A 26,840-nucleotide genomic window follows, 5' to 3' on the forward strand; every position below is an offset into this window, starting at 1 on the left:
GTAGACCCTCAACACGCAGTGCCTCCTTGATGGTTGATGGTGGCGAGCACCCGCAGGTCGTCAGTGTGGCCCGCAGTGACGACGGACGTAAGGGGCTCGGCCAGAGCCCGCTCAGCGGCATCCAGTCAGGGGCCGATCGCCGACGCATCACCGGCTTTGGGTGTGCCCTGGATCGACCGACAGGTGCTCGTGCACGCCGGCCCATCGGGTGCCGAGCGTTCGGTGGAAGACGATCGTCTCCCGTTCCGCTGACTCCGCTTCCCCCGCCTTGGTGGAGGTGAGGGTGCGGACTCGATGGGTGAACACCGCGACGTCGCCGAAGAGCTGCACCCGTTGCTCGGTCGAGGCGCACGACACCACGCGGAAGTCATCGTCTCGTTGCCAGGCCTCCCACTCGCTGCGGTACTCGGCCACGGAGGTGAGCACACGGTCGGTGGTGTGAAAGATGAACGTCGCGTCGTCGGCGAAGGCGGCGAAGTAGTTCTCGAGATCGCCCGAGCCGAACGCGTGCACCACGGCGGCAGCCGCGGCCAGAACGTCTTCTGTGTCGCTCATGGCTTCGCCGGGGTCTTGGCCATGGCGCTGATCAGTTCATAAGTGACGTGCGAGGCGGCGATGCCCGTGATCTCGGCGTGGTCGTAGGCAGGAGAGACCTCGACGATGTCGGCGCCCACGAGGTTCAGCGAGCTGAAGCTGCGCAGGATGGCCAGTAGCTCGCGGCTGGTCAGGCCGCCCGCCTCGGGGGTGCCCGTTCCGGGGGCGAACGCCGGATCGAGAACGTCGATGTCGACCGAGACGTAGACCGGGCGGTCACCCACGCGGTCGGCGATCCTTTCGATGACGCCCCTCGCCCCGATGTCGTCCATCTCGCACCCCTGCACGATCTGGAAGCCCAACCCGCGGTCGTCGCTCAGATCGCTCGGGGCATAGAGCGGGCCTCGGGTACCCACGTGCAAACAGCCGGTGGGGTCCATCAGGCCCTCCTCGGCGGCTCGCCGGAACGGAGTGCCGTGGGTGTACTTCGCACCGAAGTAGGTCTCCCACGTGTCGAGGTGGGCGTCGAAGTGGACGACCGCGACCGGCCCGTGCAGCTTGGCCATCGCCCGCAGCAGCGGAAGCGCGATCGTGTGGTCACCTCCGATGGTCACCAGGCGCCCGGCGCGTTCCAACACGGCGCGGGCACCAGCGTAGATCTGTTCGATGCCGGCTTCGATGTCGAAGGGGTTCACGGCCAGGTCGCCAGCGTCGACGACCTGTTGCGTCGCAAAGGGTTCGACGTCGGCGGCGGGGTTGTAGGGGCGGAGCAGCCGCGACGACTCGCGAACGTGGGTCGGGCCGAAGCGAGCCCCGGGTCGGTAGCTGACTCCGGCGTCGAACGGCACACCGACAACGGCGACATCGACGTCTGAGACCTCGTCGATGCGAGGAAGCCGGGCGAACGTGGCCGGCCCGGCAAAGCGGGGTACCACGGTGGCATCGACCTGACCCAGATTTCCTCCGGTGGTGATGCGCGGCAGTGGCGCTTTCGGTTCAGCCATGGGTGCTCTCCTCCGCGAGTTCGGCACGGAGCACGTCGGCGCCCGGGCCGCTGCTTCGTGGGTCGTCCACGATAGCGGGCGCCTCACCGGGCTTGCAGGGCACGAAGCGGGGGCCGTCCGGCCCGAAAACGTACCGCGGCTCGGGCGCCAGGAAGAGCATCGCGACGTAAAGCACTGCGGCCGCACCGATGGTGACCGGCAGACTGATGTCGACTCCGCCGGCGACGTCGCGGAGGGGGCCGACGATCAACGGCGGGTAGTTGGCGAAGAGCAGCCCGAGGATCGCAGCCGGGATCCACGCGAGCATTCCCCGCCAGCTCACCCCGGAGGCGTACCAGTAGCGGCCCCCGGTCTTGCCCTGGTTGAACACCTGCACGTCAGCGGCCGAGTAGAACCCGCGCCGCACGACGTACGAGATCGCCATGATGATCATCCAGGGTGTCGTGCACAGCACGATGGCGCCGATGAAGGCGTTGACGCTGTCGATGAGGTCGAACTTGAGCCGCCCGACCAGGATGAAGACGAAGGCGATGCCCCCGATGGTCAGGGAGGCGTGCACCCTGCTGAGGCGCGGGATCACCGACGAGAAGTCGAGGCCGGTGCCGTAGACCGAGGTGATGCCGGTCGACATGCCGCCGAGGAAGGCGACGATGACCAGCAGGAACGTGTACCAGAGGGGCGAGACCTGGACGAGGGCGAACACGTAGTCCGCCTTGCCGGCCACGATGGTCGCGGTGGCCACGCCGAACAGGAACGGCACCAAGGTGGCCAGCTGCGCGAAAAGCGTTGCGCCCAATAGCCGCACCGGCTTGGTGTTCCTCGGGACGTAGCGCGACCAGTCCCCCAGGAAGGCACCGAACGAGATGGGGTTGCCCATCACGATGAGCGCCGACAGCACGAAGGTCGGCCAGAACGAACCGAGGGCGTAGGAGCCGGCCGCAGGCGCGTAGCCCGGGTCGAAGATGCTGGCGTAGGCGACGATCCCGAGAAGGATGAGCACCGTGTTGGCGTACACGACGATCTTGTTGACCAGCAGCATGAACTGGTACCCGTAGACCACCACGACGAGCACCAGCGCGCCGAGGATCGCATAGGTGATCGCTCGCACCAGGTCGTTGTCGGGCACCCCGGCCAGGCGGTTCAGAGCGCCGACGAGAGCGTCCCCGCTGACCCAGACCGAGATCGAGTAGAACGCGACGGCCGTGAGCAGCGAGAGGAACGACCCGACGATGCGGCCCCTCACGCCGAAGACCGCCCCGGACGAGATCGCGTTGTTGGTGCCGGTCTTCGGCCCGAACAACCCCATCGGCATGAGGATCAGCGCACCGATGACCACCCCGGTGATCGTCGCGCCGACCGCCTGCCACCACGAGAGCCCCAGGACGATGGGGAACGTGCCCAGAATGATGGTGGCGAAGGTGTTGGCCCCACCGAACTGGATGCGGAACAGGTCCAACGGGCGCGAGGTGCGGTCGCGGTCGGGGATGGTGTCGATGCCATGCACCTCGACATCGGTGACTCGGAGCGGACGCGAAGGCCCGATGTCGGTGGCGCTCTGCTCTTTCATGCTGCCGAAAGTAGACGTAAGTTGCTTCACAGGCAACAGTCGTTCCAGATTTCTTCGAAGGAGTCCTCGTGCGCGTTCACAAGATCGTCGATCTGTCCGTCCCGTTGACGTCGAGCACCCAGGTGTATCCAGGCGACCCGGAACCGCGGATGGAGGTGCACTCGACCATCGAGCAGCACGGGTTCAACCTGCTGCAGCTTCACCTCGGCTCCCAGACCGGAACCCACATCGACGCCCCGTACCACTTCTGGGAGCAGGGGCTGCGGGTTGACCAGCTCGACCTGTCGCTGTTCACGGGTGACGCGCTACTCATCGACGTTCGCGGCATCCGGCCGCGTGAGGCGATCACCTGGGACATGATCGCGGCCCACGAGCACGCACTGCGCCCCGGCATCATCGTGCTGCTGTGCACCGGGTGGGCCGACCACTACGGCACCCCGCGCTACTTCGACAACCCGTATCTCGATGCTGACGCGTGCCGTCGGATGCTCGACCTCGGGGTGCGCACCTTCTGCATCGACGCCCTCAACATCGACGAGACGCCCGACGCCACCCATCCAGGGATCGGCTACCCCGTCCACCACCTGATCGCCGAGGCCGGTGGGGTGATCGGCGAGAACTTTTGTAACCTCGAGCAGGTGAGCTTCCCCCATCCCTTCGTCAGCTGTCTGCCGCTCGCGCTCGAGGCGGCCGACGGGGCCCCGGTTCGTGCCGTGGCGATGGACCTGGAACGCTGACCGTGGGACTCGGAGGCAAAGCGACAGAGGATGCCGCTCCCGTTGCGGTCGTCGGGGCCCGCCTCCGCGCGGCCCGCCGTCGCCGCGGCTTGACCCTGGACCAGCTCGCGACCGCCACCGGGTTGACGAAGAGCTTTCTGAGCCGCCTTGAACGCGACCAGGTTTCACCGTCTGTGGCCACTCTGGTGAGAGTCTGCGGCGTGCTGGGCCTGGGCGTCGGAGAGCTGTTCGAGCCCCCGAAGACCTCCCTGGTGCGCAAGGCCGAGCGACGTCGAATCAACTTCGGCGGGCAGGACGTTCTTGAGTCTCTGCTCACCCCAGACACGCAGAAGGATCTGCAGGTGATCCACTCCGTGATCGACCCGGGAGGTACCGGCGGGGATGAGCTCTACTCCCTCGGCTGCAAGGTGGAGTTCGTCTACGTGATCGCGGGGAACCTGCGGTTGTCTCTGGTCGGCGACACCCACGAGCTCGCCGCCGGGGATGCCTTCACCTTCCCGGGCCAGGAGCCGCACACCTGGGCCAACACCAGTCACGACGCTGCCTGCGAAGTGCTGTGGGTGTTGGCCCCAGCACCGTGATGGTCGCTCCCCCGCCGCGCCTGGGTCAGACTCCGTCGGCCGCCAGCAGATGGAGGGCGGCGCCGACCGTCAGCACGCTTTCGTCGTAGACGACGTCGTCGGCGTGGTTGAAGGAGGTGTTCCCCGCCCCACGCGCACCGAGATAGACCATCGCTCCTGGCCATCGCTGGAGGAAGTAGGCGAAGTCCTCGATGACCATCGAGGGTTCCGGCATGTCGGTGACAGCCGAGGCGAGCTCGGTCTGTGCAAGGCGCGCGACGAACCGGTCGATGTAGTCAGCGTCGTTGACGACCGCGGGATAGCCCTCCTGGATCGTCACCTCGCCGGTCAGGCCATGCGCTGCAACAACATTCGAGACGACGCGATGGATGCCGTCGATCAGCGCGGTTCTCGAATCGGGGGTGAGGGCGCGGATCGTGCCCCGGAGCCGCCCCGAGGCCGGGATGACGTTCACGGTGTTGCCGATGATGCACTCCGTCACGGTGGCGACAGTCGGCTCGACCAGGGCGAGGTCAGCGGCGAAGGTCTTGATGCCGGCAGTGATCTCACCGGCTGCATCGACCGGGTTCCCGACGAGATGGGGTTGGCTGGCGTGGCCGCCGGGGCCGGAGAGCTGGATGGTGAACCAGTCCCCGTACGCCATGAAGACTCCGGCGCGGCACAGAATCTGTGCGGGGTCGGCCATCGCGTGAACGTGGACTGCGAAGGCGTTGGCCGGCCCGGCGAGCTCAAGGTTGGTGTGCTCGAGCACGGCCAGGGCACCGCGATCAGACTCCTCTCCCGGCTGGAAAGCGAGCACGGTGTCGCATCGGGGCGCCACCTGGGTTAGCACCTTCGCGGCCCCGAGCAGCATCGCCATGTGCAGGTCATGACCGCAGGCGTGCATCGCCCCGGCTTCCTCCGAGGGGAAGGCGACACCGGAACGCTCAGTGACGGGAAGGGCGTCCATGTCGGCGCGCAGAACCGACACGACGCCGTTCGGCTCGGAGCCTGCCGCCGTCACGGTGACACCCGCAGCGGGGTGAACCTCGACGGCGTAACCCAGGTCGTCGAGAACGCCGGCCACGTAGTCGTGCGTTCGCGGCAGCTCTAGCCCGACCTCCGGATGCCGGTGGAGGTGCCTGCGGTGAGCGACCATCCAGTCCTGAAGGGCCGCTGCTTCTGTGAGTCGCGAGCTCACGACGCGCCTCCACCCGGGCTGCTTGACGCTGGAGCGATGCTCAGCTGAGCACCTCTGAACAGCGTGCTCCTGCCGGCGACCTCGACCGCACGCACAACGGCATCCGCAAGGGCGCGCCCTTCAGACAGTCCGACCGCAAGGGCACCGCAGAAGGCATCCCCGGCACCGGTGGTGTCGACCGGCTCAAGCTGCAGGGCGGCATGGTGCACCGGCTCGGTTCCCGCCTCCACGAGGATCGCCCCGTCGGCTCCGAGCGTCACGATGACGGCACCGGCGAAGTCCAGCGCCGACAGACATTCTCGCACTTCGTGCACGGTTCTTGGCTCCGTCGTGCCGGCGAGCTGCCCCAGCTCGGTGCGGTTCGGAACCAGCACGTCAACCCGCTCGAGCAGCCTGCGCAACGCACCGGCATCCGGCGGCATCGGGGCGGGGTTGAGCACCAGCACGGTCTCGGCGGGCAATGCGGCTGCGGCCGCCTCCAGGGCGGTCAACGGCACTTCGAGCTGGAGCAGCACCACGCCCAGCGGTTGGCCCAGAACCTTGGGCTCGACCCAGGCGGCGTCGAGCAGCGAGTTCGCTCCCGGGTCGACGACGATGAGGTTCTCTCCCGCGTCGTCGACGAAGATCATCGCCGTGCCCGTGTCGACCTCTGCGTGTTGGGCGACACCGTCGACGTCGACGCCGGCACGGCGCAGGTGCTCGAGGTAGGTCTCCCCCGCTTCGTCCTGCCCGACGGCGCCGATGAAGCTCACCTGAGCACCGAGCGCGGCGGCAGCGACAGCCTGGTTGCCACCTTTGCCCCCGAACGCCTTGGCTCGGTCTCGAGCCAGTACGGTCTCACCCGGAGCGGGCAGCGTGGTGACCCGGTAGCTGAGGTCGACGTTGAGTGAGCCCACCACACCAATGGCGCTCATGCCCGGCGCCCGACCCGGTCGACGGCATCGATCACCAGGTTCCAGTAACGGTCGGCATCGAGGGTCATCGCGACCTGGGTGTTCGGCCGCTGCTCGGCATAGCGGTGGTGAAGGTCGACGACAGTCGTCCCTCGGGTCCAGCTGCCACCGAGCTCGACCGCGACGAAGGCCTCACGCCAGTCGATCACCGCGGGGTCGATCAGGGCGGCAATCGTGCACGGATCGTGGACGGGTGGTGCAGCGAACTCCCACACCCGGTTGTACGAGGCTCCGAAGAAACCCATCCAGGCGGCGCAGGTCTGCCCGACCACGTGGTTCATGCCGGCCATTCGGTCGACGACCGCTGGCGTCGCGAGGGCCTGATGGGTGAGGTTGAGGCCCACCATCCGCACCGTCAGCCCGCTGCGGAGAACGACGTCGAGCGCCTCAGGGTCTGCGTAGGTGTTGAACTCCGCTGTGGGCGTGTGGTTTCCGCGCTCCGTCGAGCCGCCCATGAAGATGACCTCGCGGATGCCGCTCTTCACCTCCGGGAAGTCGAGCAGCAGCCGTGCGACGTTGGTGATGGGCCCGGTGGCCGCCACGGTGACCGGCTCGTCACTCGACTCGATGACCCGGCGGAGCAGCTCGACGGCACCGACCGACTCGACCTCGAAGGCCGGCTCTGGCATCGGCGGGCCGTCGAGCCCACTCACGCCGTGGACGTAGTTGCCGAGCGTCGACCCACCGTCGAGCGACCCTGCCGCGCCCTTGGCCACCGGCACGTCCAGCACGCCGGCAAGCGTCAACACCTGCAAGGCGTTTCGTGTGGCATCCTCAACCGAGCAGTTTCCGAAAGTGGTTGTCACCGCCCGGAGGTCGACCTCGGGGGAACCCACAGCGAGCAGCAGCGCCACCGCGTCATCGTGGCCAGGGTCGCAGTCGATGACGAGAGGGCGACCTCGGCGGCCTCCCATCAAGACGTCCGTTCGGCGCCGAGCCAGCTCAACATGGCCCCGACCAGCGGCGCGAAGCCCTCCCACTCCAGAAACTCGGTCGGGCACCAGTGCGGGCCGATGTCCGAGGTCCACACGAGCGACCTACCCTTGCCGACCTCACGCGTGGCGATGAGCACGTCGTCATCGACGGTGGCGACGACCTGGGCGTCCGGTTTCGCCGTCACGACGTTGTAGCCGAGCAACTGCGGGGCCTCCCCCGTCCACGCCGCGGCGACCTCATGGTCGGGCGCGACGACGCGGCAGGTGGCCCCTTGAGGCGACCCTGCGCGGTCGTCACTGGTCAGCATGTCGACGGGCAGCACGTCGGCAATCGGGCTCCGCGCGAAGTTAGCCCGGGCCTGGAAGCCCTGGAAGCTGAGGTAGCCACCGGCCATCATGAGCCCGCCACCGGCGCGGGTCCACTCCACCAGGGCCAGCAACGGGTTGTCGGTGCACTGCCCCTTGATCCAGACCTCGTTGGGTAGGACGAACGAGTTGTAGCCGATGTCAGACAGGATCACCACGTCGTAGGCCGACAGTGCTTCGACCGTGCGGGGAAAGCGGGCCGGCACGTCGTGGCCATACATCTGTTCGACCTCGATGCCCTGCGAGGCCGCGGCCGCGATGAACTCGTCGGCACCGGTCTCGAAGGTCGTCGACGAGAAGCTGTCGAACCCCTTGTAGTGGGTGGACTGCGAGATCCAGCTCTCGCCAGCGAGCAGCACGCGCGCCATGTCAGTTCTCCTTCTGTGCGGTCTCGAAAAGAGTTCGTGGGTTGATCGTCAGCAGGTGGTCGATGTCGCCCTCGGTCATGCCCAAGCGGCGCAACCGAGGAACGAAGTACTGCAGGATGTGCCCGTAACCGGGTCCGCCGTAGTGCCGCAGCAGCGACTTCACGAAGATGTCCTGGGAGATGAGCAGCCTTGCCAGGTGGCCATGCTCGGCGAGGCGGCAGAGCCACCGGGCGTTCTCTTCGTCGGAGGGGCACTGCACGTTCTGGTCGGCGTAGAAGACCTCCATGCCGATCATGTCGTACTGCACCCAGGCGCCGCGCCGGAGCAGCTCTTCCTGGTAGATGAGGTCGTCGCCGGAGGGGCCCATGTGGCACAGCACGACACAGGCGGGGTCGACACCGTGCTTCTCAGCGAGGTCGAGCACTTCACCGCCCCGTCGGAACCAGGCCGGCAGGTGCACCTCGACGGGCAGGTTCAGCTGGCGCTGAGCGATGAGCGCACCCTCGAGGCTGGCCCGTTCCGCAGGGGTGAAGTCGGCGCCCACCCCGATCTCCCCGATGATGCCGGGCCGGATGCCGTCGACCCCCTCCGTCACGTCACGCACGATGAGCTCGGCGATCTCTTCAGGGCGCAACGCCTTGACCTGCGACGGTTGCGCGCCGTCGAGGTAGTAGCCGGTGCCGGCGATGATGTTGACTCCGGTGCCTTCGCTGACCCGCTGAAGCAGCGCGAGGTCACGGCCGACCCCGAGACCGGTGGCGTCGATGATGGTCTGGCCGCCCAGAGCGGCGTAGCGTGCGACCTCCTCGATCGCCAGTACCTCGTCGTCGAGTCGGCAGTTGTCCCGGTTGCCGAAGGGGTCCTGCTTGAGGTCCCAGACGATGTCCATGGTCACGGGATGGTTCTCGAACTCCTCCGCGGACCATCCCGTGGAGCAGGTGGCCTGCCACCACGACGTGACGTCGTTGATGATGTGCTCGTGGGTCAGCGTCGTGCCGAGGTCGGCCGAGTCGACGGGCCCGGTGACGCTCATGACGGTCGTCATCGTCGAGACCTCACCAGGCGGGCGAAGAGCTTGCTGTTGAGCAGGATCGCCACGATGAGGATGCTGCCCTGCACGATCGGCACCCAGTAGACGTCGACCCGCAGCAGGACGAGCCCGTTGCTGATGATCCCGAGCGTGAGCGCGCCGATGGCCGACCCCAGGATCGACCCCCTCCCGCCCATCAGGCTGGTCCCTCCCAGCACCACAGCGGTGATGACCTCGAGCTCGAACATCGTGCCTGAGTTCGAGCTCCCACTGGCGAGGCGAGTTGCGGTGATGATGCCGGCGCCGGCCGCGAGAACCCCGGTGATGATGAGCACCGACATCTGGATCCGTCTGATGTCGACGCCTGAGCGCCGAAGCGACTCCGCGTTCGACCCGACGGCAGTGACGTAGCGACCGAACCGGGTTCGCGTGAAGACGTACCAGGCCACCGCGACCATCGCGATCGCCATCCACGTCGGCGTGTACAGACCGAGGAACTTGCCGTTGCCGAGCGGCAGCAGGAAGCTCGACTCGATGGGCGTGCTGTAGCCCTGCGTGATGAGCAGCGCCACACCACGCACGGCCGTCAGGGCCGCCAACGTGACGATGAACGACTGAAGCCTTCCGTACGCCGTCAAGACGCCGTTGATCACGCCGATGAACGCCCCGATGAGCAGGGTGAGCACCAGGGCCAGCACCGGGTTGCCCGTCTTGGCCAGGAGGGCGAGCGACGCCGCGGTCAGACCGACGATCGACCCGACCGAGAGGTCGATGGCGCCCGTCGTGATGACGAAGGTCATGCCCATCGCCACGACGACGGTCGGCGCGATCTGCCGTGCGACGTTGACGAGGTTCTCAGTCGTCAAGAACGCGTCGGCGCGGGCACTGAAGAAGATGAACAGGACGGCGAAGACGACCAGGATAGAAAGGACGCCGAAGTGCCGGCCGATGAAGTCGGTGCGAGCGCCCCGTGAGAAGCGGGCGGGCTTGGTGGTCGGGATCAGTGTCATCTCACTTCCCCATCATCGCGGTGACGAGCCCCGCAAGATCGGTCTTCGACGGCTCGAGCTGCTGGTAGATGGTGCCCTCGTAGAGCACGACGAACCGGTCGGCGACCTCGAAGAGGTCCTGCAGTCGGTGGGTGATGAGCACGACCGACACCCCGCGCGAGGAGACGTCCTTGATGAGCTGGAGAACCATCTCGACCTCCTTCGCGGCGAGCGCCGCCGTCGGCTCGTCGAGCACGAGAACCTTCGGGTCGAAGGTGACGGCGCGGGCGATGGCGATGGCCTGCCGCTGACCTCCGGACATGTTGCCCACGTCTTGCCGCGTGTTCGTGATCCGGATGTGCAGCTTTCTCAGCTCGTCGACCGCCTCGCGATGCATCCGCTCCGTGTCGAGCGCCCGGGTGATCGGGTGGTACTGCTCCCGGCCGAGGAAGAGGTTGCCCGTGACGTCGAGGTGGTCACACAGGGCGAGATCCTGGTAGACCATCTCGATGCCGTGGGCCCGGGCCGCCCTCGGCCCGGAACCGGTCATCGCCACCCCGTCGACGAGGATCTCGCCCCGGTCGGGGGTCTCCGCGCCGGCGAGCATCTTCATCAGGGTCGACTTGCCGGCTCCGTTGTCGCCGATGAGGCCGATGACCTCGCCCGGGGCGATCGTCAGGTCGACCCCCTTGAGCACGTCCAACGCGCCATACGACTTGTGGATGCCGCGCATCTCCACGCGCGGCGGCGACTGCGACGCGTCGGTGGCGACGTCTGAGGGGATCGTGCTCATGTGGGGGTCTTCCTTGAGGTCAGTGGCTCGTCGGTTCCGCGGCTGTCCGCGCGCCGATCAGGGGAAGATCTTGCGGTAGGGCTCGACGTTCTCCTTCGTGACGATCGTGATCGGCACGTCGATGAAGCCCGCAGCCGCGCCGCCACCGATGAGCGACTTGATCTCCTTGACCGCCTTCTCACCCTCGGTCTTGGGGTCCTGCTGGATGACGGCCGTGACGACGCCGCTGTCGAGGCCCGCGATGACCTCACGGGTCAGGTCCCAGCCGACGATCTTGGTCTTGCCGCTCGCGCCGACGGCACTGACCGCACCGACCGTCGCGGGCTCACCCGTCGTGTAGAGGAAGTCGAGGTCGGGCTGGGCAGTGATGAGGTTCTGCGCCGCAGTGGCCGCCTTCTCCTGCACGTTCTCACCACTCACGCTCTGGGTGAACATGGCACCCGCAGCGTCGATGGCCTTGCGGAAGCTGTCTTCCCGCTGGTTCTGGATGAACGAGTTCTTGGCGTCGACCACGCCGTACTTCTTGCCCTTGGCCAGCCCCTTGTCGACCATCCACTGAGCGGCTTCGGCGCCGGCCTTCTCGTTGTCGACGCCGACGAAGGTCTCGACAGCTCCGTCGTTGAGCTTCGCGTCGATCGCAGCGGCCTTGATGCCCTTCGCCCGGGCGGCCTTGATCGCGGGCAGCACGCCGTTGACGTCGATGGCCACGACGATGAGCCCGTTGACGCCCTGCGTCGTGAAGTTCTCGATGTCGCTGTTCTGCTTCGCAGAGTCGTTGTTGGCGTTGGCGATCGTCAGCTCACAGCCGACCTCCTTGGCCGCCGCCTGGGCGCCTTCGTTCATCTGGGTGAAGAACGCAGCGGTCTGGTTGATCTGCGTCATGCCGATGACGCACTTGGCACCCGCCGAAGTGCTGCCACCTCCGGCAGCGGGAGCAGGCTCGTTGCCCGTGCTGCAAGCAGAGCTGGCCGCCAGAGCGGCCACGGTGGCGATGCCGAGCAGGGTCTGGCGGCGGAGTCGAGACGTCTTGGTCATGGTGGCGGCCTCCTCATTGAGTCTCGGCAATCGATTTCCGAGTTGCGAGTAAGGTACATCCCACGGCCCCGCGGGCGATCACGTTTGGATAACGACCACGAAGAGGTGCCCATGGCCGAGGGCCTGCCACAGCACGCACTGTCGCGCCCCGTGACCATGGCCGATGTTGCCGCGCACGCCGGGGTGTCCGTCTCAACGGTCTCGAGGGTGATCAGCGCGGCCAGGCCGGTGGCAGAGCCACTTCGGGATGCCGTGCTCGGTGCTGCGGCCGAGCTGGGCTATCAGGTCAACCTTGTCGGCCGGGCCTTGCGCAAGGGCAGAACGGCCACCGTCGGCCTGCTCGTTCCAGATCTCGACAACCCGTTCTTCTCGTCACTGGCCCAGCACCTGTCGACCGCCTTCGAAGGGTCCGCAGCGGATGTGCTGGTCTTCAGCACCTGCGGGGACCTGCGAGTGGAGCGGCGAGGTGTCGAGGCGTTCCTCGGACGCCAGGTCGATGCCGTCGTCATGATCCCCTGCCACGAGTCAGAGAGTGTCGACTCCGTGCGGCTGGCCGCCCATTCGGCGTTGACCATCCAGCTCGACCGCCAGGTCGTGGGGGCCGACGTGCACTTCGTCGGATGTGACAACGCCGCCGGCCTGGGCCTCATCACCACACACATCCGCGAGCACGTCGACGTCGACGACAAGCCGGTCCTCTACGTCGGCGCGAAGACCCTCTCGTCGTCAGGCCACGAACGATTTCAGCAGTTCACCCAGAACTTCCCGGACCGACCGACCTACCTCGGCGACTTCGACTTCGCGTGGGGGCAGCAGGCCGTCGACGAGATCCTCTCCGACGGCCACACCCGGGGCACGATCGTCGCGGCGGCAGACATCATCGGCCTCGGCGTCATCGCCGGACTGCACGTTCGCGGATACCGGGTTCCCGACGACTTCAGGGTCATTGGGTTCGACGGGATCGGGGTGGCCCGCTTCGCCCATCCGACCCTGACCACGGTGCGCCAGCCGGTCGAGGAGATCGGTCAGACCGTGCTCGATCTCGTCTCGCTTCCCCGATCCACAACGCCCTCTCGGTCGGTGCGCATCGCCCCTGACCTCATCCTGGGGGACTCGAGCCCGGGCTGACGTCGCTACGCGACCTGGATGCGGAACCCGTGGCCGCGTAACGTGGCGATCACGTGATCGGCGTGCTGCTGGCTCTTCGTCTCGAGTTCGAGCCTGATCTCGACCTCGTCGACCGTGATCGACGTGCTCGTTCTCGAGTGCGCGACCTCGAGCACGTTGGCGTCGAGGGAGGCACACTCCATGAGCAGGCCCGAGAGGGAGCCCGGGCGATCGGGAACGTGCACCTGGAGCCGGAGGTAGCGACCGGCCACGGCCAAGCCGTTGCGGATCACCCGCAGCATCAGCAGCGGGTCGATGTTCCCGCCCGAAAGCACTGCCACCACAGGCCCCTCGAGACCAGCCGCCGCGCCCCGGCCGTCAGGCGCAGCGGTGTGCGTCTTGGCCTCCTCCAGCAACCAGGCCACCGCGGCGGCGCCGGCCGGCTCGACCACGAGCTTGGCCCGCTCGAGCACGAAGAGCAGGGCACGGGCCATCGCATCCTCGGAGACCGTCTCGACCGAGTCGACCAGATCCTTGATGATGGCGAAGGGCACCACCCCGGGGCGCCCGACGGCGATGCCGTCGGCCATCGTCGCCATCCTCGGCACCGAGACCGGATGGCCAGCGGTGAGAGACAGCGGGTAGGCCGCGGCCGTCTCGGCCTGCACCCCGATCACCCTGACGTCAGGCTTCAAGGCTCGCAGCGCCACGCTGATGCCGGCGAGCAGGCCACCGCCGCCGAGCTCGACGACGACGGTGCGCACGTCGGGGCACTGCTCGAGAATCTCGAGGCCGCAGGTGCCCTGCCCCGCCACGATGTCGGGGTGGTCGAACGGGTGCACGAGCACCGCGCCGGTCTCGTCGGCGAAGATCTGCGCCGCGGCCAGGCACTCGTCGATGGTCGAGCCCAGCTGCTCGACGGTCGCGCCATAAGCCTGCGTGGCCAGCAGCTTGGGCATCGGCGCCCCGAGCGGCATGTAGACCTTCGATCGGATGCCCAAGATGGATGCCGCGAGCGCGACGCCCTGCGCGTGGTTGCCGGCCGAGGCGGCCACGACACCCGCTTCCTTCTCGGCATCCGAGAGACGGGACATGCGGGTGTACGCGCCTCTGATCTTGAAGGAGCCTGCCCGCTGGAGGTTCTCGCACTTGAGGTAGACCTCCGCGCCGACCCGGTCGCTGAGTGCCCGGCTGAACTCGAGCGGGGTCGGCCGGATCACGCCGTCGAGGAGTCGCTGAGCGGCTTGGATGTCTTCAACCGTCACTGACCCAAGCGCTTCCATAGTGGTCAGGCTACGCCGCCCGTCTTCCGCATCCGCCGCACGGCAAGATTCGGCAGTCGGAGCTGCGGAGCGACAACGCCGCTGTGATGCGCCGAGCCGCGACCGCAGCACGACACGACACGAGTTGACGCTGCTGACTCGAAACGGCAACGACTTCAGCGGCAGTGTCTCGCCGTAGTCGCTCGCTGGAACCACGAGCTCGAGGCCGCGTTCATCCCATTCGCCGCGCAGCTGATCCAGTTCTTCGGGGCGACAGATGCCGTCGGCGATGCCGGCGTAGCGGCGCACGCGGGAAGTGCGGGCGACAGTCACGATCTCGCCAGCTCCCCCGGCGCGGACCGTGACCTCGTCGCCCGGTTCCAGCCCGGCGGCCCTCATCGCGGCGACCGGAAGCGTGATCTGGTTGTTGCTGGACACCCTCGGCATACCTATACGATCTCGCTCCCCAAGTAAAGGGACGCGGAGCGGTAGCGCCTGCTTATCCGCCCACGGCTACGGGATGGTGCGGCGTCACGCCTACGCTGGCCGTCGAGACTCGGAGCAGGGAGGTGTGAGCGGTGGAGCACGACACGATCGAGACGCTGCGGGAGCGGCATCCGGCCTGGCGGTTGCTGCGCGCCACGAACGCTCCGCTCGTGCTCGCGTTCCTCGGCCGCTTCTTCGTCGAGGACAACCACGGCGCCACCTCCGCGCCCGAGCTCGCCACCGCCCTCGACGACGAGCTGTTCACCATCAACGCCGCCCACCCCGACCACCCCGTCTACCCCCGAAGCGCGGGCGACTACCTCGACGACTGGTCAACGACGGATGCCGGCTGGCTCCGCCGGTTCTACCCGCTCGGCTCCGACGAGGTGCACTACGACGCCACGCCCGCCTTCGAGAAGGCCTACGCCTGGGTGACCGGGCTGCAGGTGCGCTCGTTCGTCGGCACCGAGTCACGGCTCAACACCGTCGTCGAGCTGTTGCGCCAGATGGTGCTCGGGTCAGAGACCGACCCGCAGGTGCGCCTGGCCGAGCTGCGCCGGCGCCGCGACGGCCTCGACGAGGAGATCGCCGCCATCGAGGCCGGGCACGTCGTCGTGCTCGACCGGGTCGCCGTGCGCGACCGCTACCAGCAGTTCGCGAGCACCGCCCGCGAGCTGTTGTCGGACTTTCGCCAGGTCGAGGAGAACTTCCGCGCCCTCGACCGCGCCGCCCGCGAGCGCATCGCGGCCTGGGAGGGCAGCAAGGGCGACCTGCTCGCTGACCTCGTCGGCACCCGCTCCGACATCAGCGCCTCCGACCAGGGCCGCAGCTTCCAGAGCTTCTACGACTTCCTCCTCTCCGAGGCGCGGCAGGACGAGCTCGCCGACCTGCTCGCCAGGGTCGAGACCATCGCCGCCCTCGACGCCGACCGCCGGCTGCGCACCGTGCACCACGACTGGTCGGAGGCCGCCGAGCGCACCCAGCAGACCGTGCGGCAGATCTCCGAACAGCTGCGCCGCTTTCTCGACGACCGGGTCTGGCTCGAGAACCGGCGCGTGCTCGAGCTGGTGCGCTCGGTCGAAGCCGCCGCCCTGTCGGTGCGTGACACCCCGCCCGCCGTGGGCCTGGTCGTCGACGAACCCGGCGTAACCATTTCCCTACCCTTCGAGCGGCCCCTGCACGACGCCCGGCCCGCGGCCGAGGTCAACAGCCTGCTCGCCCCGGCCGATGACGAAGAGCTTGACGTCGACTCCCTCTTCGGGCAGACGTTCGTCGACCACGCCCGGCTCGTCGAGAACGTCCGCACCGCCATCCCACCCCGCGCCTCCGCCCTGCTGGCTGACATCGTGGAGCTCTACCCCATCGAGCAGGGCGCGGCCGAGATCGTCGGCTACCTCGCCCTCACCGACGACGACATCGAGGTGAGCATGGACGAGACCGAGACCACCCACATCGAGTTCACCGACGGCGACCGGATGCGGCGTGCCCGCCTCCCCCAGGTCACGGTGACCCGCCGATGAGGCCGCGGTGAGAACCTCATGAGAACGCCGGAGGAGCACGCTGTCGGGGCCGCGATCATCCACCTCATGCGCGGCGTCGTCTACCGCGAGAGCAACGAGGACGCCTGGGCCACGCTCGAACGACAGGGCGCTGCGGTGCGCGACCACTTCAGCGCGATCGGCGTGGAGCTCGTGGTCGACGACACCGAGGGCTATGCGTACCTGCGCAGTGAGACCGAGGACCCCGGCATCCCGCCCCTCCCCCGGCTCGTGATGCGGCGCAGCCTCACCTACAACGTGAGCCTGCTGCTCGTGCTGCTGCGCAAGCGCCTCGTCGAGTTCGAGACGACGAGCAGCGAGGGCAAGCTCGTGCTCGAGCGCGACCAGATCATCGAGATGCTGCGCCTGTTCTTCCCCGACTCGACCAACGAGGCCCGGGTCATCGACACCGCCGACAGCACGATCCGCAAGGCGGAAGAGCTCGGCTTCCTGCGCGCGCTGCGAACCCAAGCGACGAGCGGCCAGCCGGATGCCGCTGGGCGCGCTGGCCGGCCCGGCCAGTGGGAGGTGCGGCGCATCATCAAGGCCTACGTCGACGCTCAAGTGCTCTCGGACTTCGCGGCCAAGCTCGAGGAGTACGCGCACGCGGCATCCGGTAAAGGCGACGATGACTGACAGCCGCTTCTCGGCGCTCGAGATGTCATCCGCGCCAGCCGCGACCATCTGGACCGGGGCGGTGCTCACCCCGCGGACTGGTCGAAGATGGTGACAGCGGCCATCACGACGGCCAGCGCGCCGTAGCCGATCTTGCGGGCAGGACCGCTCGAGGTGCGCATCGCCAGAACCGCCTGAATGGCGTAGTAGGCGGCGAAGGCCCGTGAGGCGACCGCGATGATCGTGAAGGTCGACGTGGTGGCGGCCAGCAGGATCGCGGCGCCACCACTGACGAGGTACGGCGTCGGGCCGCGCATGAAGCGGGACAGTCCCCGCAGGTTGCCGTCAGCCGCAACGGTGTCGGCCACCGCCGCGCTGAACTGGCTCAGCACGGCCGAGAGCACCAACGGAAGAGCGAGCCACGGGGCCACCCGGGCGGTGATGTCAAGCAGCGTGACATCAGGCCCGTCGGCTGTTCCGAGCCCCATCACCGGAGTCGCGACCGCGACGAAGCCGAGGTAGATCGACGCCGCGATCAACTGTGCGAACCGGGAGGCCCAGATGCGAGTCTCGGCGTCGTACTGGGCGCCGAGATACTGCACCGTCTCGAACCCCTGCACCGTGATCACGATCCCACCCAGCACCAGCAGAATCTCGCCGATTCCGACGTCGGGTACCGGGGGCAAGACGAGCCCTTCACCGAAGAGGCCCCGAGCGTCGTGGAACAGCAGGGTCCCGCCCAGCACGGTCGTCAGGATGAGCACGACAGCCAGGCTGAACCGGTCGAGGGCGTTCAGCCCGGCGAACCCGCGGGTGACCCCCACCACCACGATCAGCACCACGGCCGCGCACGCCAGCCCCCGGGCCCAGGCCGTGGACCCGCCCGGAACGGCATAGTCGACGACGTACTCGGCCATGATCCGCAGGTACAACGCGACTGAGATGACATAGGCCACCACGATGACCGCGTCGCCGGTGCGGTCGAGGCCGGCGGTGACCCGGTCGGGAGAATCGGCGGCCAGGGCGGGCTCCACGACCCGGACGCAGTGGCGCACCGACGTGCCGACCACCCAGGCCACCGCGCACACAACGGCGGCGCCGACCACCGACAGCGACCCCAGGGTGCGCTCGAGCACGGGCACAATGATCAACAGGCCCGAACCGAGGATCGAGGCCAACGGAGTCACCGAGGCCCGCATCACCTTCGACAGCGCCGGCACGAGCCCACCGTCCCATAGCAGTCCGGGCGAGGCGTGATTCACCGGCGCCGCGGTGCGAGCCGGAGGCGGAGGCGGGTTGCAGTCACGACCCTCAGACGGGGATGGCGTAGCCGAGCGCCTGCAACGCCTTGAGAAACGCCGGCTTGTCATCGGCGGTCACCGCCAGGTGCCGGTCACCGCCAGGTGCCGGTCACCGATCAGCGCGCACAACGGGCTCAGTCGGCGGTCGCGGTGGATCAGGACGGCGAGTGCCGGGTCGGAGAACTCGATGAGGCGCACCCGGCCCAGGTCACGCACCCGCTGGGTTCGAGCCGTCACGTCGGCGAGCAGAGTCACAAGGGTCGAGGGTGAGCTGGTCGGTCGGTCAGGCCCAGCGCGTACGCCCCGAGCCCGTTCAGTCGCAACGCTCGTAGCCCGTCGTAGCGGCTCAGGTAGGGCAGCTCCTCCGCACTCGCGTTATAGCGGAAGTCGTCCCGGGCCCCCTCCGGCTCGTCGTAGGCCACGTCGACCAGAGCCAGCGTGGCCGCGTACTCGAAGACCACGGCCAGGGTGTACCGGCCTTCGAGCATCTGCCACGTGCCGTAGCCGTCGTAGCCACAACTGCCGTACTGGGCGTCAACCAGGTACAACTTCCACAGGGCCCGCCCGTTGCGAGCGACCTGCGGGGACAGACCGGTCCGGCGCATCGACCTGAACAGGTCGTCCACCTCGACCCACGTGTAGGGCTGGCGCTTGGCGAGCGCGGCCGCCACGATCTCGCGTCGCGTCTTCACCGACGTCAAAACGTTGGCCGACCGCTGCCCCTTGAGGTGCTCGACCCGACTCAACTCGTCGATGGCGCCTTTGGCCACCCACGACCTCCACAGTTCCGCCCCGAGTCACACAGGCGCAGCACCGCGTGCAGGTCGCGCAGCGACCCACGCGGGGTCAGGCGCACCTCGTTCTCCTCCGGGCCGTCGTGGCTCAGCGTGCCCGCCCGACCCGACATGCGGCATTGGTAGACGATGACATCCCCACGATGGTGTCTACATTTCGTCTACACTGACAGCATGGCTTCCCCAGACACCACGACTGTCCGCGTTCGCCGGCCTGACTCGGAGCGACTTCAGTCACTGGCAAAGTCGCGTCAGACCCCGGTCATCGATGTGCTGCACGCGGCTATCGACGCCCTGGAGCGGCAGGAGTTTCTGCGTGGTCTGGGCGAGGACTACCAATCTTTGCGCAACGACCCCGAGCGGTGGGATCAGTACCTGTCCGAGCGTCAGGAGTGGGACAGCCTCGCGTGATCTGGCGCGGGGAGGTGTACGACGTTGACCTGGGCCAGCCGATCGGTCGCGAGCCGGCCTTCCGACGCCCGGCCGTCGTGGTCTCGGTCGACATGCTTAACAACGGCCCGGGCAGGCTGGTCGTGGTGGTTCCGGTCACGTCTGCGGACTACGGCCTACGGAGTCATGTCGAAGTAGAGCCTGGTCGCAGCGGATTGGGGCACCCCTCATACGCGCGCTGCGACCAGATACGAGTGATCTCGACCGATCGACTGTCGTCTCGCCGGGGCATGCTCGATCCGGACGAGCTGCGCGCCATCGACCAGGCCCTTAGCTTCGTCCTCGACCTGTGAGCAAGCGGTGCACCCGGGCTGCTGACGTGCCGGTCGTCGGGCCTCACCCGGTGCCGTCAACGGCGGCGCCGTGCCGCGGGGTCTCGAGCCAGCTGCGCACCGCGCTCGCGGACGAGTCCTACCAGCGCGACGGGATCATCGAGGGTGGCGGGATCGACTGGTCGGTACTTCCAGTGGCCGTCTTCGAGATAGCGCAGCTGGAACGCGCCGTCCCACGCGGCAGCGACCAGTAGACCGTCATCGTAGAAGCCGAACCCGCTGAAAATCGGGCGGACGTCAAGCCTGGGCATCTCAGCCAGCGAGTCGATGGCGCGGTCCCGGATCTCTCGTTCGAGGATTCCCACAGCAGCATCATCCTCCGACACGTTCACCTGCTCGCCATGCCCGGCTGGGTCCGTGTGTTTGCCCTGCCGCGCTCAGAGCCTCTTCCGGCACCGGGCCGACGTCTGCAAGCAGTCCGGTAGCAGTGCCGGACGGCATCGCCGCTACCGAGTCTCATGCGAAGTTGCCTACGCTGGCCTGCGAGAGTCGGCGAAGAAGGAGGCGAGCCGTGGGAGACATGACGATCGAGACGGTGCGGGAGCGGCATCCGGCACGGCGCTGCCACGCGACCTTCACGGCATCCGGACTCGGCGGTATCCGGTGGGGGCGACGGTGACCGACAGCCTGTTCTCGGCCGTCGAGCTGGCCACCGCGGGCCGTGCCGGCTACCGGCTCCAGCACGTCGAGGTCTTCAACTGGGGCACCTTCGACAGCCGCGTCTGGCGCCTCTCGCCGCACGGCGAGACCTCCCTGCTCACCGGCGACATCGGCAGTGGCAAGTCGACCCTCGTCGACGCCATCACCACCCTGCTGCTGCCCGCGAACAAGATCGCCTACAACAAGGCCGCGGGCGCCGACAGCCGCGAGCGCACCCTGCGCAGCTACGTCGAGGGGCACTACAAGTCCGAGCGCATCGAGGCCACCGGCGCGTCGCGCCCGATCGGGCTGCGCGACCAGAACGCCTACTCCGTCGTGCTCGGGGTGTTCGTCAACGACGGCTACGACGAGACCGTCACGCTGGCGCAGGTCTTCCACCAGAAGGACCGCACCGGCCAGCCTGACCGCTTCTTCGTCACCGCCACGAGCGAGCTTTCGGTCGAGACCGACTTCGCCGGGTTCGGCGCCGACCTGAACAGCCTGCGCCGGCGCTTGCGGGTCGGGGGCGCCGAGATCACCAACGGCTTCCCCGACTACGGGCGTACCGTGCGGCGGCTGCTCGGCATCCGCTCCGAGCAGGCCATGGAGCTGTTCCACCAGACGGTGTCGATGAAGTCGGTCGGCAACCTCAACGAGTTCGTGAGAAACCACATGCTCGAGCCGGCGGATGCCGCCGCCAAGGTCAAGGGGATCGTCGGCCACTTCGAAGACCTCACCAAGGCGCACGACGCCGTGAAGCGGGCCCGCGAACAGCTCGAGGCACTGCGACCGCTGGTGGCCACGACCGTGAAGTACGACGACGCGCTCGTGCGCCGCGCCGACTTCGAAGCCCAGCGTCAGGCGGTTCGGTTGTTCTTTGCCGAGCTGCGCATCCGGCTGCTCGGCGAGACCATCGCGAGCAACACCGACCTGCGCGCACACCGGGCCGCTGAGGCCGATGAGGCTGGGGCGGGGCGGCATCGGCTCGCTGCCGATCGCGAGCAGCTCATCACCGAGCGCACCGGCGCCGGGGGCGACCGGGTCAGCCAGCTCGAGCAGCTCGCGTCGTCGTTACGTGCTGAGGCGCAGGTGCGTCGGGGCCGGCGCGACCGCTTCAGCGCTCGACTGGCGGATGCCGGTCTCGTCGACGCCGGTCTCGTCGACGGCGGTCTCGCCGAGTCGGGACTTTCTGAGGTCACCGACGCCGGGTCGTTCAGCGCCTTGCTGACCGCGACGCCGATCGCCCGGCAGGCTGCTACCGATGAGCAGGCCGCACTCGACGGGCAGGTCGGCGAGCTGACCGTGAGCCAGGGTGAGCTGAAGCGAACGAGCGAGGAGACCAACACCGAGCTGTTCAGCCTCGCCGGGCGCACCAGCAACCTGCCCAGCAGCCAGCTGGAGATTCGCGGTCAACTATGCGCCGACCTCGGCATTGACGAGAGCGAGCTGCCGTTCGCGGGCGAGCTCATCGACGTCGGCGACGACCATTCGGCCTGGCGGGGCGCCGCCGAGCGGGTGCTGCGCGGCTTCGCCCTGTCGCTCATCGTGCCGCAGCACCACTACGACGGCGTGGCACGCTGGGTCAACGAGCGCCGCCTGACCCACCGCCGCACCGACGGGCGGGTGGTCGGCAGTCGCCTGGTCTACGAACGGATGCCGGCCCGCCGCGTGCGCGTCAAATCCCCCACCGCCTCGGGCGTGCTCCTGCTGGCCGACACCCTCGAGGTGCGCGACGGCCCGTTCCGCGACTACCTCGAGGGCGAGCTCGTGCGCCGGGCCGACTACCGGTGCGTCGCCGACCTGGCCCAGTTCCGCGACGAGCGGCGCGCCGTGACGAAGCAGGGGCAGGTGCGCTCTGGCGACCGGCATGAGAAGGACGACCGCTCACGCGTCGACGACCCGAAGGCCTGGGTGCTGGGTTGGGTCAACGAGCGCAAGGTCGCTGCCCTGACCGAGCAGCGCTCAGAACAGCAGCGGCTCCTCGTCGACCTCGACGAACAGCTGAAGCGCGCCCGTGCCCGGCGCACCGCCGCCCAGAGCCGAGTGACTGCCCTGGCGAGCCTCGCGGAGTACACCTCCTGGGCTGAGCTCGACTGGGCCAGTGCCCTTTCCGAGGCCGAGCAGCACCATGCTGAACGGTCCCGGCTCCTGTCGGGGTCATCGACCTTGACCGAGATCGAGCGGCGGCTCGAGGCAAACGCCGAGCGTCTGCCGCCCTCGACGACCGACTGAAGGCTTTGCACGGCACCATCGCCCAGCTCGACGACCGCATCGAGCGCGATGAGGTCGCCCGCGCCGTCGAGCAGCGTTTCGTGAAAGAGGCCGGCTCCAACGACCCCCACGGCCTCGACGCGGCCCAAGCTGCCTACCCGCTGCTCGAGAAGCGGCTCGGCGCCCAGCTGCCGACGACGACGGAGGCGTGCCGGCCGGCATCCGACCGGTTGACCGACGAGCTCGACGCCGGCATTCGGCGCATCAACACCGAGCTGGGCGGCTACACCCAGAGCCTGCTGCAGTACATGGCCGAGGCCCGGCGTCGGTGGCCCGAGGCGACGACCGAGATGGACGCCAGCGTCGAGTCGCGCGCCGACTTCACAGCCTTCCACGACCGGGTGGCCGGCGATGACCTGCCCCGGTTCGAGGAGGAGTTCAAGCGCCAGCTCAACACCAACACCATCCGCGAGCTGGCCCAGTTCAACAACTGGCTGCGCCGCCAGGCCGAAGACATCGACGTGCGCGTCGCCCGGATCAACGAGGCCCTCGGCGCCATCGACTACAGCCCCGGCCGCTACATCCGGCTGTTGCCCGAGCGCACCGTCAACCAGGAGATCCAGGCCTTTCGCACCGACCTGCGGGGCGCCACCGACAACACCCTCTCGCCCGACGATGAGCAGTACTCGGAGCAGCGCTTTCTCGACGTGCAGCGCATCATCGAGCGGTTCCGCGGCCGTGAGGGTTACGCCGACTCCGACAAGGCCTGGACCCGGCGCGTCACCGACGTGCGCAACTGGTTCACCTTCTCGGCCTCCGAACGTGACCGTGAGACCGACGCCGAGTGGGAGCACTACCGCGACTCCGACGGCAAGTCGGGCGGCCAGAAGGAGAAGCTGGCCTACACGATTCTCGCCGCCTCGCTCGCCTACCAGTTCGGCCTCGAGTGGGGGGCGGAGCGCTCGCGCGACTTCCGGTTCGCCGTCATCGACGAGGCTTTCGGCCGCGGCTCGGACACCTCGACCCGTTACGCCCTCGAGCTGTTCGCCAAGCTCGGCCTCCAGCTGCTCATCGTCACTCCCCTGCAGAAGGTGCACGTCATCGAGCCGTACGTGCAGGCCATCGGCTTCGTCGACAACCCCACCGGTCGCTACTCCCGGCTGCAGACGCTGACCATCGAGGAGTTCCGGGGTCGGCGGAGCGGGCGTCTGCTGTGAGACAGGTTCCCGAATGAGCGCTCGTTGGGTGACTCCGGCCGGCATCCGGGCGCGGGTGCAGCGGAGGGTCGACGACGGCAGTCTGCTGACCGCCTTCGCGGCGAACGCACCCTTTCGAGCGGTCGAGGTTCCGCTGCGCGGGCCTAGTGCCAGTGACATAGGCGACGACCTCGCTGCCGTGCAACGCTGGGTCGCCACTCTTGACACGGGCAGCCATGATGGGCGGCACTATTCGCTGGTGCGGACGGCTGTCGGTGGTCGGCACATCGGGCGCAACGTGCTGCCGAGCCGGGCCGTCGTGGACAGCTACGACCAAGCGTGGGCCCTGCTCGGAGTGGCCCGCCAAGTGCAGGCGTATGCCGCTGAGCTCGCTCTCGCGCGCGACGAACCGGCCGTTCGCGAGTGGATCGCGAGCAAGCCGCTGGCGGCGCTGGGGTTGGAGCCGGAACTGCCGAACCTGATCGCTGCCTACCGTTGGCTGCGGGAGCGCCGTGGGTCGGGCCTCTACCTGCGCCAGATCAGCGCGCCCGGCGTCGATACGAAGTTCGTCGAGCGGCACCGGTCAGTGCTCGCGGCGCTGCTGGGGGTTCCAGCATCCAGCGCAGGGTTCCTGGCTGCTTTGGGGCTGCAGGCCAAGCCCGAGACGTTGCGACTGCGCGGCCATCCCTCGACGGGCCCGCTCGCGGGTTGGTCTGATCTGACCGTTCGGCTCGACGAGCTCGCAGCGGCCACTCCGACGGTGCGCACCGCCGTGATCGTCGAGAACGAGATCACCTTTCTCAGTTTGCCCGTCCCGGTCGACGGAATCGTGCTGTGGGGCAAGGGGTTCGAGGTCGACCGCGCCGGGTCACTGCCTTGGCTGGCTGACGCCGACGTCCACTACTGGGGCGACCTCGACACCCACGGGTTCGCCATCCTCGACCGACTGCGGGCCTGGCTCCCCCAGACGCGGTCGTTCCTGATGGACCGCGAGACGCTGTTGGCGCACCGGGACCGTTGGGGCGCCGAAGCCTCGCCGACGCGAGCCTCCTTACGTCACCTGACCGACGACGAGGCGGATCTCTTCAGCGACCTGGTGAGCGACCAGTTCGCCGACCGCCTGCGCCTCGAGCAGGAACGGATCAACTGGGCCTGGGCGCAGGCTCGCCTGCCCTACGCACAACCGTGTCAAGGGTGACGCGCTCAGCCTCAGCACCGTAACCGTAGGCTTCGACGATGAGCCACGCACTGCGCACCATCGGTCGGGTCGCCCTGGGGTCGCTGATGGTCGGCGCCGGCATCCTGCACCTAACCACTCAGCGTCAGGAGTTTCAGGCCCAGGTGCCTGACTGGTTCCCGATCGGCAAAGACCTGACCGTGCTCGGCTCTGGCGTGGTGGAGATTGCCCTGGGGGCCGCGTTCGTGTTCGTGCCCAAGCGCAAGCGGCTCATCGGCGGGCTGCTCGCGGCGTTCTATGTCGCGGTCTTCCCGGGCAACATCGGCCAGTACGTTCAGGGGGTCGACGCCTTTGGTCTCGACACCGACACCAAACGACTGACGCGGTTGTTCTTCCAGCCCGTGCTCGTGCTGTGGGCCCTGTGGGCCGGGTCGGTGCTCCGGCGGCCCGGCGACCAGACGCAAGGCTAGAAAACCCATCGGAGCGGGCAGGTGCCGCAGGAGCCTGCCCGACTTCAGCCGGCGATGAGGTCGGTGAGGTAGCGCTCGAACGGGCTGAGCGGTGGATCGCTTGCGGGCGCCGTGCGGATTCGGGGTTTGGGACAGGGTGTCTTGCCGGGGATGAGCGGCGGCGGCGTGGAGTGGTGGGTGTGTCCGGTGGGGGTGGTCAGCTCGACGAGGTGCGGCGCGCCGGGTTGTTGAACTTCGGGGGTGAGGGTGCGGGCGGTGAAGCCGGGGAGTTGTTTGGTGTGGTTGCACCGCACGCAGAGGCCTTGGGCGTTGGTGGCGGTGGTGGGCCCGCCCATAGCGTGGTCGTGGATGTGGTCGAGGTGGCGGATGGGGGCGTCGCACCAGGGGGTGCGGCAGGTCCCGCCGTCGCGGGCCAGGAGGTACTTGCGCAGGTTGCCGTCGAAGACGCGGCGGGTGGAGTCCATACCGACGAGCTGCCCGGTAGTGGGGTGGGCATACAGGCGTCGGAGCCAGACCCGGGCGTGCTCACCCAGCCCCGCCCCGGTCGCGCCCTTGGCCGCACCGGCAGCGCTGGGGGTGAGCAGGTCACGAACCCAGCCGGCGGGGACGGTGCCATAGCCGGGGACCTGACCGGGGGTCTCGTCGTCGCCGAAGAGGGCGTCGTCGGTGATCACGACCTGTACCTCGACATCAACATCCTGCGCGGTCTCTTGTCCGGTGAGGCGTTCGACGAGGGTGTCGGCCATCACCTGACCCTTGCCGCGGTCGTCCCCGCCCGCCCTGGCGGTGTCCGCGGCCGCCGTGAGCGCCGCGTACGCGGCCACGGCCTGCGCCACCGGGAGCAGCGCGCTCAGGTAGGCCATCGTGTCGGGGGCCGGGCGCAGGCTGACCCGCCGGTCTCCTTCGGCTTTGCGGGCCCGGGCCAGGACCGAGGCCGGGTCGAGGCGGTACGCGATGGCTTTGACGTGCCCGACCAGCTGCCGGTCACCCAACCGGCCGATCCCCTCCCCGAGGGCCTCGCCCAGCTCCGCGTCGAGGGCTTCTTGTAGGTCAGGGGCCAGCACCGCGGCCTCACGCACGATGAGGGTGGCGCGCCACTCACTCAGGACCCCGGCCGTCAGCCACGCCAACACGTTCGGCAGGTGCCGGTCCAACGCCAACGCCAGGCCCACGTGCTGGCTACCGCGGTG

The 26,840-nt window shown here is 68.3% G+C and carries 28 protein-coding genes and 1 pseudogene; 11 read left to right on the forward strand and 18 right to left on the reverse strand.

All coding sequences use genetic code 11. The features are described 5' to 3' along the window. Positions 1-147: 147 nt before the first annotated feature. From BA895_RS14740 to BA895_RS14750, 3 genes are read right to left on the reverse strand one after another with little or no spacing between them, the layout of a single operon-like run. Complete coding sequence (locus tag BA895_RS14740) at positions 148-555, reverse strand: nuclear transport factor 2 family protein (RefSeq protein WP_070192635.1); 408 nt, start codon at positions 553-555, stop codon at positions 148-150. Further along, the gene (gene speB, locus BA895_RS14745; protein ID WP_070192636.1) at positions 552-1,538 is read right to left on the reverse strand and encodes an agmatinase; all 987 of its coding nucleotides are present in this window, start codon (positions 1,536-1,538) and stop codon (positions 552-554) included. Before speB ends, BA895_RS14740 begins: the two co-directional genes overlap by 4 nt. Continuing rightward, complete coding sequence (locus tag BA895_RS14750) at positions 1,531-3,105, reverse strand: cytosine permease (RefSeq protein WP_070192637.1); 1,575 nt, start codon at positions 3,103-3,105, stop codon at positions 1,531-1,533. Before BA895_RS14750 ends, speB begins: the two co-directional genes overlap by 8 nt. A gap of 68 nt (positions 3,106-3,173) precedes the next feature. Between BA895_RS14750 and BA895_RS14755 the strand changes: the two genes are divergently transcribed. Together BA895_RS14755 and BA895_RS14760 are read left to right on the forward strand one after the other, a co-directional pair. Further along, positions 3,174-3,842, forward strand: coding sequence for a cyclase family protein (locus tag BA895_RS14755; RefSeq protein ID WP_070192638.1), 669 nt, complete (start codon positions 3,174-3,176; stop codon positions 3,840-3,842). 2 nt (positions 3,843-3,844) lie between these two features. Continuing rightward, entirely contained in the window at positions 3,845-4,423 is a 579-nt protein-coding gene (locus BA895_RS14760; RefSeq protein WP_070192639.1) for a helix-turn-helix domain-containing protein, read from the forward strand. Between the two features lie 25 nt (positions 4,424-4,448). On the opposite strand, the gene BA895_RS14765 is transcribed toward BA895_RS14760, so the two are convergent. Genes BA895_RS14765 through BA895_RS14800 form a run of 8 tightly spaced genes read right to left on the reverse strand, consistent with a single transcriptional unit; the run spans position 4,449 to position 12,072 of the window. Continuing rightward, the gene (locus tag BA895_RS14765; protein ID WP_070192640.1) at positions 4,449-5,603 is read right to left on the reverse strand and encodes a M20 family metallopeptidase; all 1,155 of its coding nucleotides are present in this window, start codon (positions 5,601-5,603) and stop codon (positions 4,449-4,451) included. After that, on the reverse strand, positions 5,600-6,517 hold the full coding sequence (locus tag BA895_RS14770; RefSeq protein WP_070192641.1) for a ribokinase: 918 nt from the start codon (positions 6,515-6,517) through the stop codon (positions 5,600-5,602). The genes BA895_RS14765 and BA895_RS14770 overlap by 4 nt, the downstream gene beginning before the upstream one ends. Next, a complete protein-coding gene (locus BA895_RS14775; RefSeq protein WP_070192642.1) occupies positions 6,514-7,470 on the reverse strand; it encodes a nucleoside hydrolase in 957 nt (318 codons plus the stop codon). The genes BA895_RS14770 and BA895_RS14775 overlap by 4 nt, the downstream gene beginning before the upstream one ends. Continuing rightward, on the reverse strand, positions 7,470-8,225 hold the full coding sequence (locus BA895_RS14780) for a glutamine amidotransferase (protein WP_070192643.1): 756 nt from the start codon (positions 8,223-8,225) through the stop codon (positions 7,470-7,472). Before BA895_RS14780 ends, BA895_RS14775 begins: the two co-directional genes overlap by 1 nt. A 1-nt stretch (position 8,226) precedes the next feature. Next, the gene (locus BA895_RS14785) at positions 8,227-9,270 is read right to left on the reverse strand and encodes a phosphotriesterase (RefSeq protein ID WP_070192644.1); all 1,044 of its coding nucleotides are present in this window, start codon (positions 9,268-9,270) and stop codon (positions 8,227-8,229) included. Next, positions 9,267-10,265: an ABC transporter permease gene (locus BA895_RS14790; protein WP_070192645.1), complete on the reverse strand. Its 999-nt coding sequence runs from the start codon at positions 10,263-10,265 to the stop codon at positions 9,267-9,269. Before BA895_RS14790 ends, BA895_RS14785 begins: the two co-directional genes overlap by 4 nt. A gap of 1 nt (position 10,266) precedes the next feature. After that, positions 10,267-11,037, reverse strand: a complete 771-nt coding sequence (locus tag BA895_RS14795; RefSeq protein ID WP_070192646.1) for an ATP-binding cassette domain-containing protein — start codon at positions 11,035-11,037, stop codon at positions 10,267-10,269. A 57-nt stretch (positions 11,038-11,094) separates the two neighbouring features. Beyond that, positions 11,095-12,072, reverse strand: a complete 978-nt coding sequence (locus tag BA895_RS14800; RefSeq protein WP_083283379.1) for a substrate-binding domain-containing protein — start codon at positions 12,070-12,072, stop codon at positions 11,095-11,097. A 111-nt stretch (positions 12,073-12,183) separates the two neighbouring features. On the opposite strand from BA895_RS14800, the gene BA895_RS14805 reads away from it, so the two are divergent. After that, positions 12,184-13,200, forward strand: coding sequence for a LacI family DNA-binding transcriptional regulator (locus BA895_RS14805; protein WP_070192647.1), 1,017 nt, complete (start codon positions 12,184-12,186; stop codon positions 13,198-13,200). Positions 13,201-13,205: 5 nt separating this feature from the next. Here BA895_RS14805 and ilvA read toward each other — a convergent pair whose 3' ends face one another. Continuing rightward, entirely contained in the window at positions 13,206-14,462 is a 1,257-nt protein-coding gene (gene ilvA / locus BA895_RS14810; RefSeq protein ID WP_070192687.1) for a threonine ammonia-lyase, read from the reverse strand. 321 nt (positions 14,463-14,783) lie between these two features. Continuing rightward, positions 14,784-14,888, reverse strand: a pseudogene (locus BA895_RS24950) (AbrB/MazE/SpoVT family DNA-binding domain-containing protein); the annotation flags it as partial. Between the two features lie 131 nt (positions 14,889-15,019). On the opposite strand from BA895_RS24950, the gene BA895_RS14815 reads away from it, so the two are divergent. Further along, positions 15,020-16,447 carry a DUF3375 domain-containing protein gene (locus BA895_RS14815; RefSeq protein WP_070192648.1) on the forward strand — a complete coding sequence of 476 codons (1,428 nt, stop codon included), beginning with the start codon at positions 15,020-15,022 and terminating at the stop codon, positions 16,445-16,447. Between the two features lie 18 nt (positions 16,448-16,465). Next, positions 16,466-17,101, forward strand: a complete 636-nt coding sequence (locus tag BA895_RS14820) for a DUF4194 domain-containing protein (RefSeq protein WP_070192649.1) — start codon at positions 16,466-16,468, stop codon at positions 17,099-17,101. Positions 17,102-17,166: 65 nt separating this feature from the next. Here BA895_RS14820 and BA895_RS14825 read toward each other — a convergent pair whose 3' ends face one another. The 3 genes from BA895_RS14825 to BA895_RS14835 form a co-directional block, all read right to left on the reverse strand. Beyond that, positions 17,167-18,300 (reverse strand): hypothetical protein, encoded by a 1,134-nt coding sequence (locus tag BA895_RS14825; RefSeq protein ID WP_070192650.1) that lies wholly within the window; start codon positions 18,298-18,300, stop codon positions 17,167-17,169. Positions 18,301-18,456: 156 nt separating this feature from the next. Then, the gene (locus BA895_RS14830; protein WP_070192651.1) at positions 18,457-18,636 is read right to left on the reverse strand and encodes a hypothetical protein; all 180 of its coding nucleotides are present in this window, start codon (positions 18,634-18,636) and stop codon (positions 18,457-18,459) included. After that, the gene (locus tag BA895_RS14835) at positions 18,633-19,151 is read right to left on the reverse strand and encodes a hypothetical protein (RefSeq protein ID WP_070192652.1); all 519 of its coding nucleotides are present in this window, start codon (positions 19,149-19,151) and stop codon (positions 18,633-18,635) included. The genes BA895_RS14830 and BA895_RS14835 overlap by 4 nt, the downstream gene beginning before the upstream one ends. Positions 19,152-19,349: 198 nt before the next feature. Here BA895_RS14835 and BA895_RS14840 point away from each other — a divergent pair, with 198 nt between their 5' ends. Together BA895_RS14840 and BA895_RS14845 are read left to right on the forward strand one after the other, a co-directional pair. Further along, positions 19,350-19,586, forward strand: coding sequence for a hypothetical protein (locus BA895_RS14840; protein WP_070192653.1), 237 nt, complete (start codon positions 19,350-19,352; stop codon positions 19,584-19,586). Positions 19,587-19,600: 14 nt separating this feature from the next. Next, positions 19,601-19,918 carry a type II toxin-antitoxin system PemK/MazF family toxin gene (locus BA895_RS14845; protein WP_254666481.1) on the forward strand — a complete coding sequence of 106 codons (318 nt, stop codon included), beginning with the start codon at positions 19,601-19,603 and terminating at the stop codon, positions 19,916-19,918. Positions 19,919-19,974: 56 nt separating this feature from the next. On the opposite strand, the gene BA895_RS14850 is transcribed toward BA895_RS14845, so the two are convergent. Further along, positions 19,975-20,283 carry a hypothetical protein gene (locus BA895_RS14850; RefSeq protein WP_175442334.1) on the reverse strand — a complete coding sequence of 103 codons (309 nt, stop codon included), beginning with the start codon at positions 20,281-20,283 and terminating at the stop codon, positions 19,975-19,977. A gap of 289 nt (positions 20,284-20,572) precedes the next feature. Between BA895_RS14850 and BA895_RS14855 the strand changes: the two genes are divergently transcribed. Genes BA895_RS14855 through BA895_RS14865 form a run of 4 tightly spaced genes read left to right on the forward strand, consistent with a single transcriptional unit; the run spans position 20,573 to position 25,650 of the window. After that, positions 20,573-22,828, forward strand: a complete 2,256-nt coding sequence (locus BA895_RS14855) for an ATP-binding protein (RefSeq protein WP_217493911.1) — start codon at positions 20,573-20,575, stop codon at positions 22,826-22,828. A gap of 5 nt (positions 22,829-22,833) precedes the next feature. Continuing rightward, positions 22,834-24,024 carry an SbcC/MukB-like Walker B domain-containing protein gene (locus tag BA895_RS24210; RefSeq protein ID WP_254666482.1) on the forward strand — a complete coding sequence of 397 codons (1,191 nt, stop codon included), beginning with the start codon at positions 22,834-22,836 and terminating at the stop codon, positions 24,022-24,024. A gap of 13 nt (positions 24,025-24,037) precedes the next feature. Continuing rightward, positions 24,038-25,201 (forward strand): Wadjet anti-phage system protein JetD domain-containing protein, encoded by a 1,164-nt coding sequence (locus BA895_RS14860; RefSeq protein WP_070192656.1) that lies wholly within the window; start codon positions 24,038-24,040, stop codon positions 25,199-25,201. Positions 25,202-25,239: 38 nt separating this feature from the next. Then, positions 25,240-25,650 carry a hypothetical protein gene (locus BA895_RS14865; RefSeq protein WP_070192657.1) on the forward strand — a complete coding sequence of 137 codons (411 nt, stop codon included), beginning with the start codon at positions 25,240-25,242 and terminating at the stop codon, positions 25,648-25,650. 44 nt (positions 25,651-25,694) lie between these two features. Here BA895_RS14865 and BA895_RS14870 read toward each other — a convergent pair. Then, the coding region (locus BA895_RS14870; protein ID WP_139142671.1) for an HNH endonuclease signature motif containing protein at positions 25,695-26,840 on the reverse strand (1,146 nt) is incomplete at its 5' end.

The organism is Humibacillus sp. DSM 29435 (assembly GCF_001758225.1).
Taxonomy (GTDB): Bacteria; Actinomycetota; Actinomycetes; order Actinomycetales; family Dermatophilaceae; genus DSM-29435.

What these genes read in the sequence shown, in the direction of transcription:
- BA895_RS14785 (WP_070192644.1), bottom strand. Translation starts at nt 9,270, where the DNA reads ATGACGACCGTCATGAGCGTCACCGGGCCCGTCGACTCGGCCGACCTC.
- BA895_RS14865 (WP_070192657.1), top strand. Translation starts at nt 25,240, where the DNA reads ATGAGCCACGCACTGCGCACCATCGGTCGGGTCGCCCTGGGGTCGCTG.
- BA895_RS14840 (WP_070192653.1), top strand. Translation starts at nt 19,350, where the DNA reads ATGGCTTCCCCAGACACCACGACTGTCCGCGTTCGCCGGCCTGACTCG.
- BA895_RS14780 (WP_070192643.1), bottom strand. Translation starts at nt 8,225, where the DNA reads ATGGCGCGCGTGCTGCTCGCTGGCGAGAGCTGGATCTCGCAGTCCACC.
- BA895_RS14740 (WP_070192635.1), bottom strand. Translation starts at nt 555, where the DNA reads ATGAGCGACACAGAAGACGTTCTGGCCGCGGCTGCCGCCGTGGTGCAC.
- BA895_RS14820 (WP_070192649.1), top strand. Translation starts at nt 16,466, where the DNA reads ATGAGAACGCCGGAGGAGCACGCTGTCGGGGCCGCGATCATCCACCTC.
- BA895_RS14795 (WP_070192646.1), bottom strand. Translation starts at nt 11,037, where the DNA reads ATGAGCACGATCCCCTCAGACGTCGCCACCGACGCGTCGCAGTCGCCG.
- speB (WP_070192636.1), bottom strand. Translation starts at nt 1,538, where the DNA reads ATGGCTGAACCGAAAGCGCCACTGCCGCGCATCACCACCGGAGGAAAT.
- BA895_RS14775 (WP_070192642.1), bottom strand. Translation starts at nt 7,470, where the DNA reads ATGGGAGGCCGCCGAGGTCGCCCTCTCGTCATCGACTGCGACCCTGGC.
- BA895_RS14750 (WP_070192637.1), bottom strand. Translation starts at nt 3,105, where the DNA reads ATGAAAGAGCAGAGCGCCACCGACATCGGGCCTTCGCGTCCGCTCCGA.
- ilvA (WP_070192687.1), bottom strand. Translation starts at nt 14,462, where the DNA reads ATGGAAGCGCTTGGGTCAGTGACGGTTGAAGACATCCAAGCCGCTCAG.
- BA895_RS14860 (WP_070192656.1), top strand. Translation starts at nt 24,038, where the DNA reads ATGAGCGCTCGTTGGGTGACTCCGGCCGGCATCCGGGCGCGGGTGCAG.
- BA895_RS14800 (WP_083283379.1), bottom strand. Translation starts at nt 12,072, where the DNA reads ATGACCAAGACGTCTCGACTCCGCCGCCAGACCCTGCTCGGCATCGCC.
- BA895_RS14770 (WP_070192641.1), bottom strand. Translation starts at nt 6,517, where the DNA reads ATGAGCGCCATTGGTGTGGTGGGCTCACTCAACGTCGACCTCAGCTAC.
- BA895_RS14790 (WP_070192645.1), bottom strand. Translation starts at nt 10,265, where the DNA reads ATGACACTGATCCCGACCACCAAGCCCGCCCGCTTCTCACGGGGCGCT.
- BA895_RS14805 (WP_070192647.1), top strand. Translation starts at nt 12,184, where the DNA reads ATGGCCGAGGGCCTGCCACAGCACGCACTGTCGCGCCCCGTGACCATG.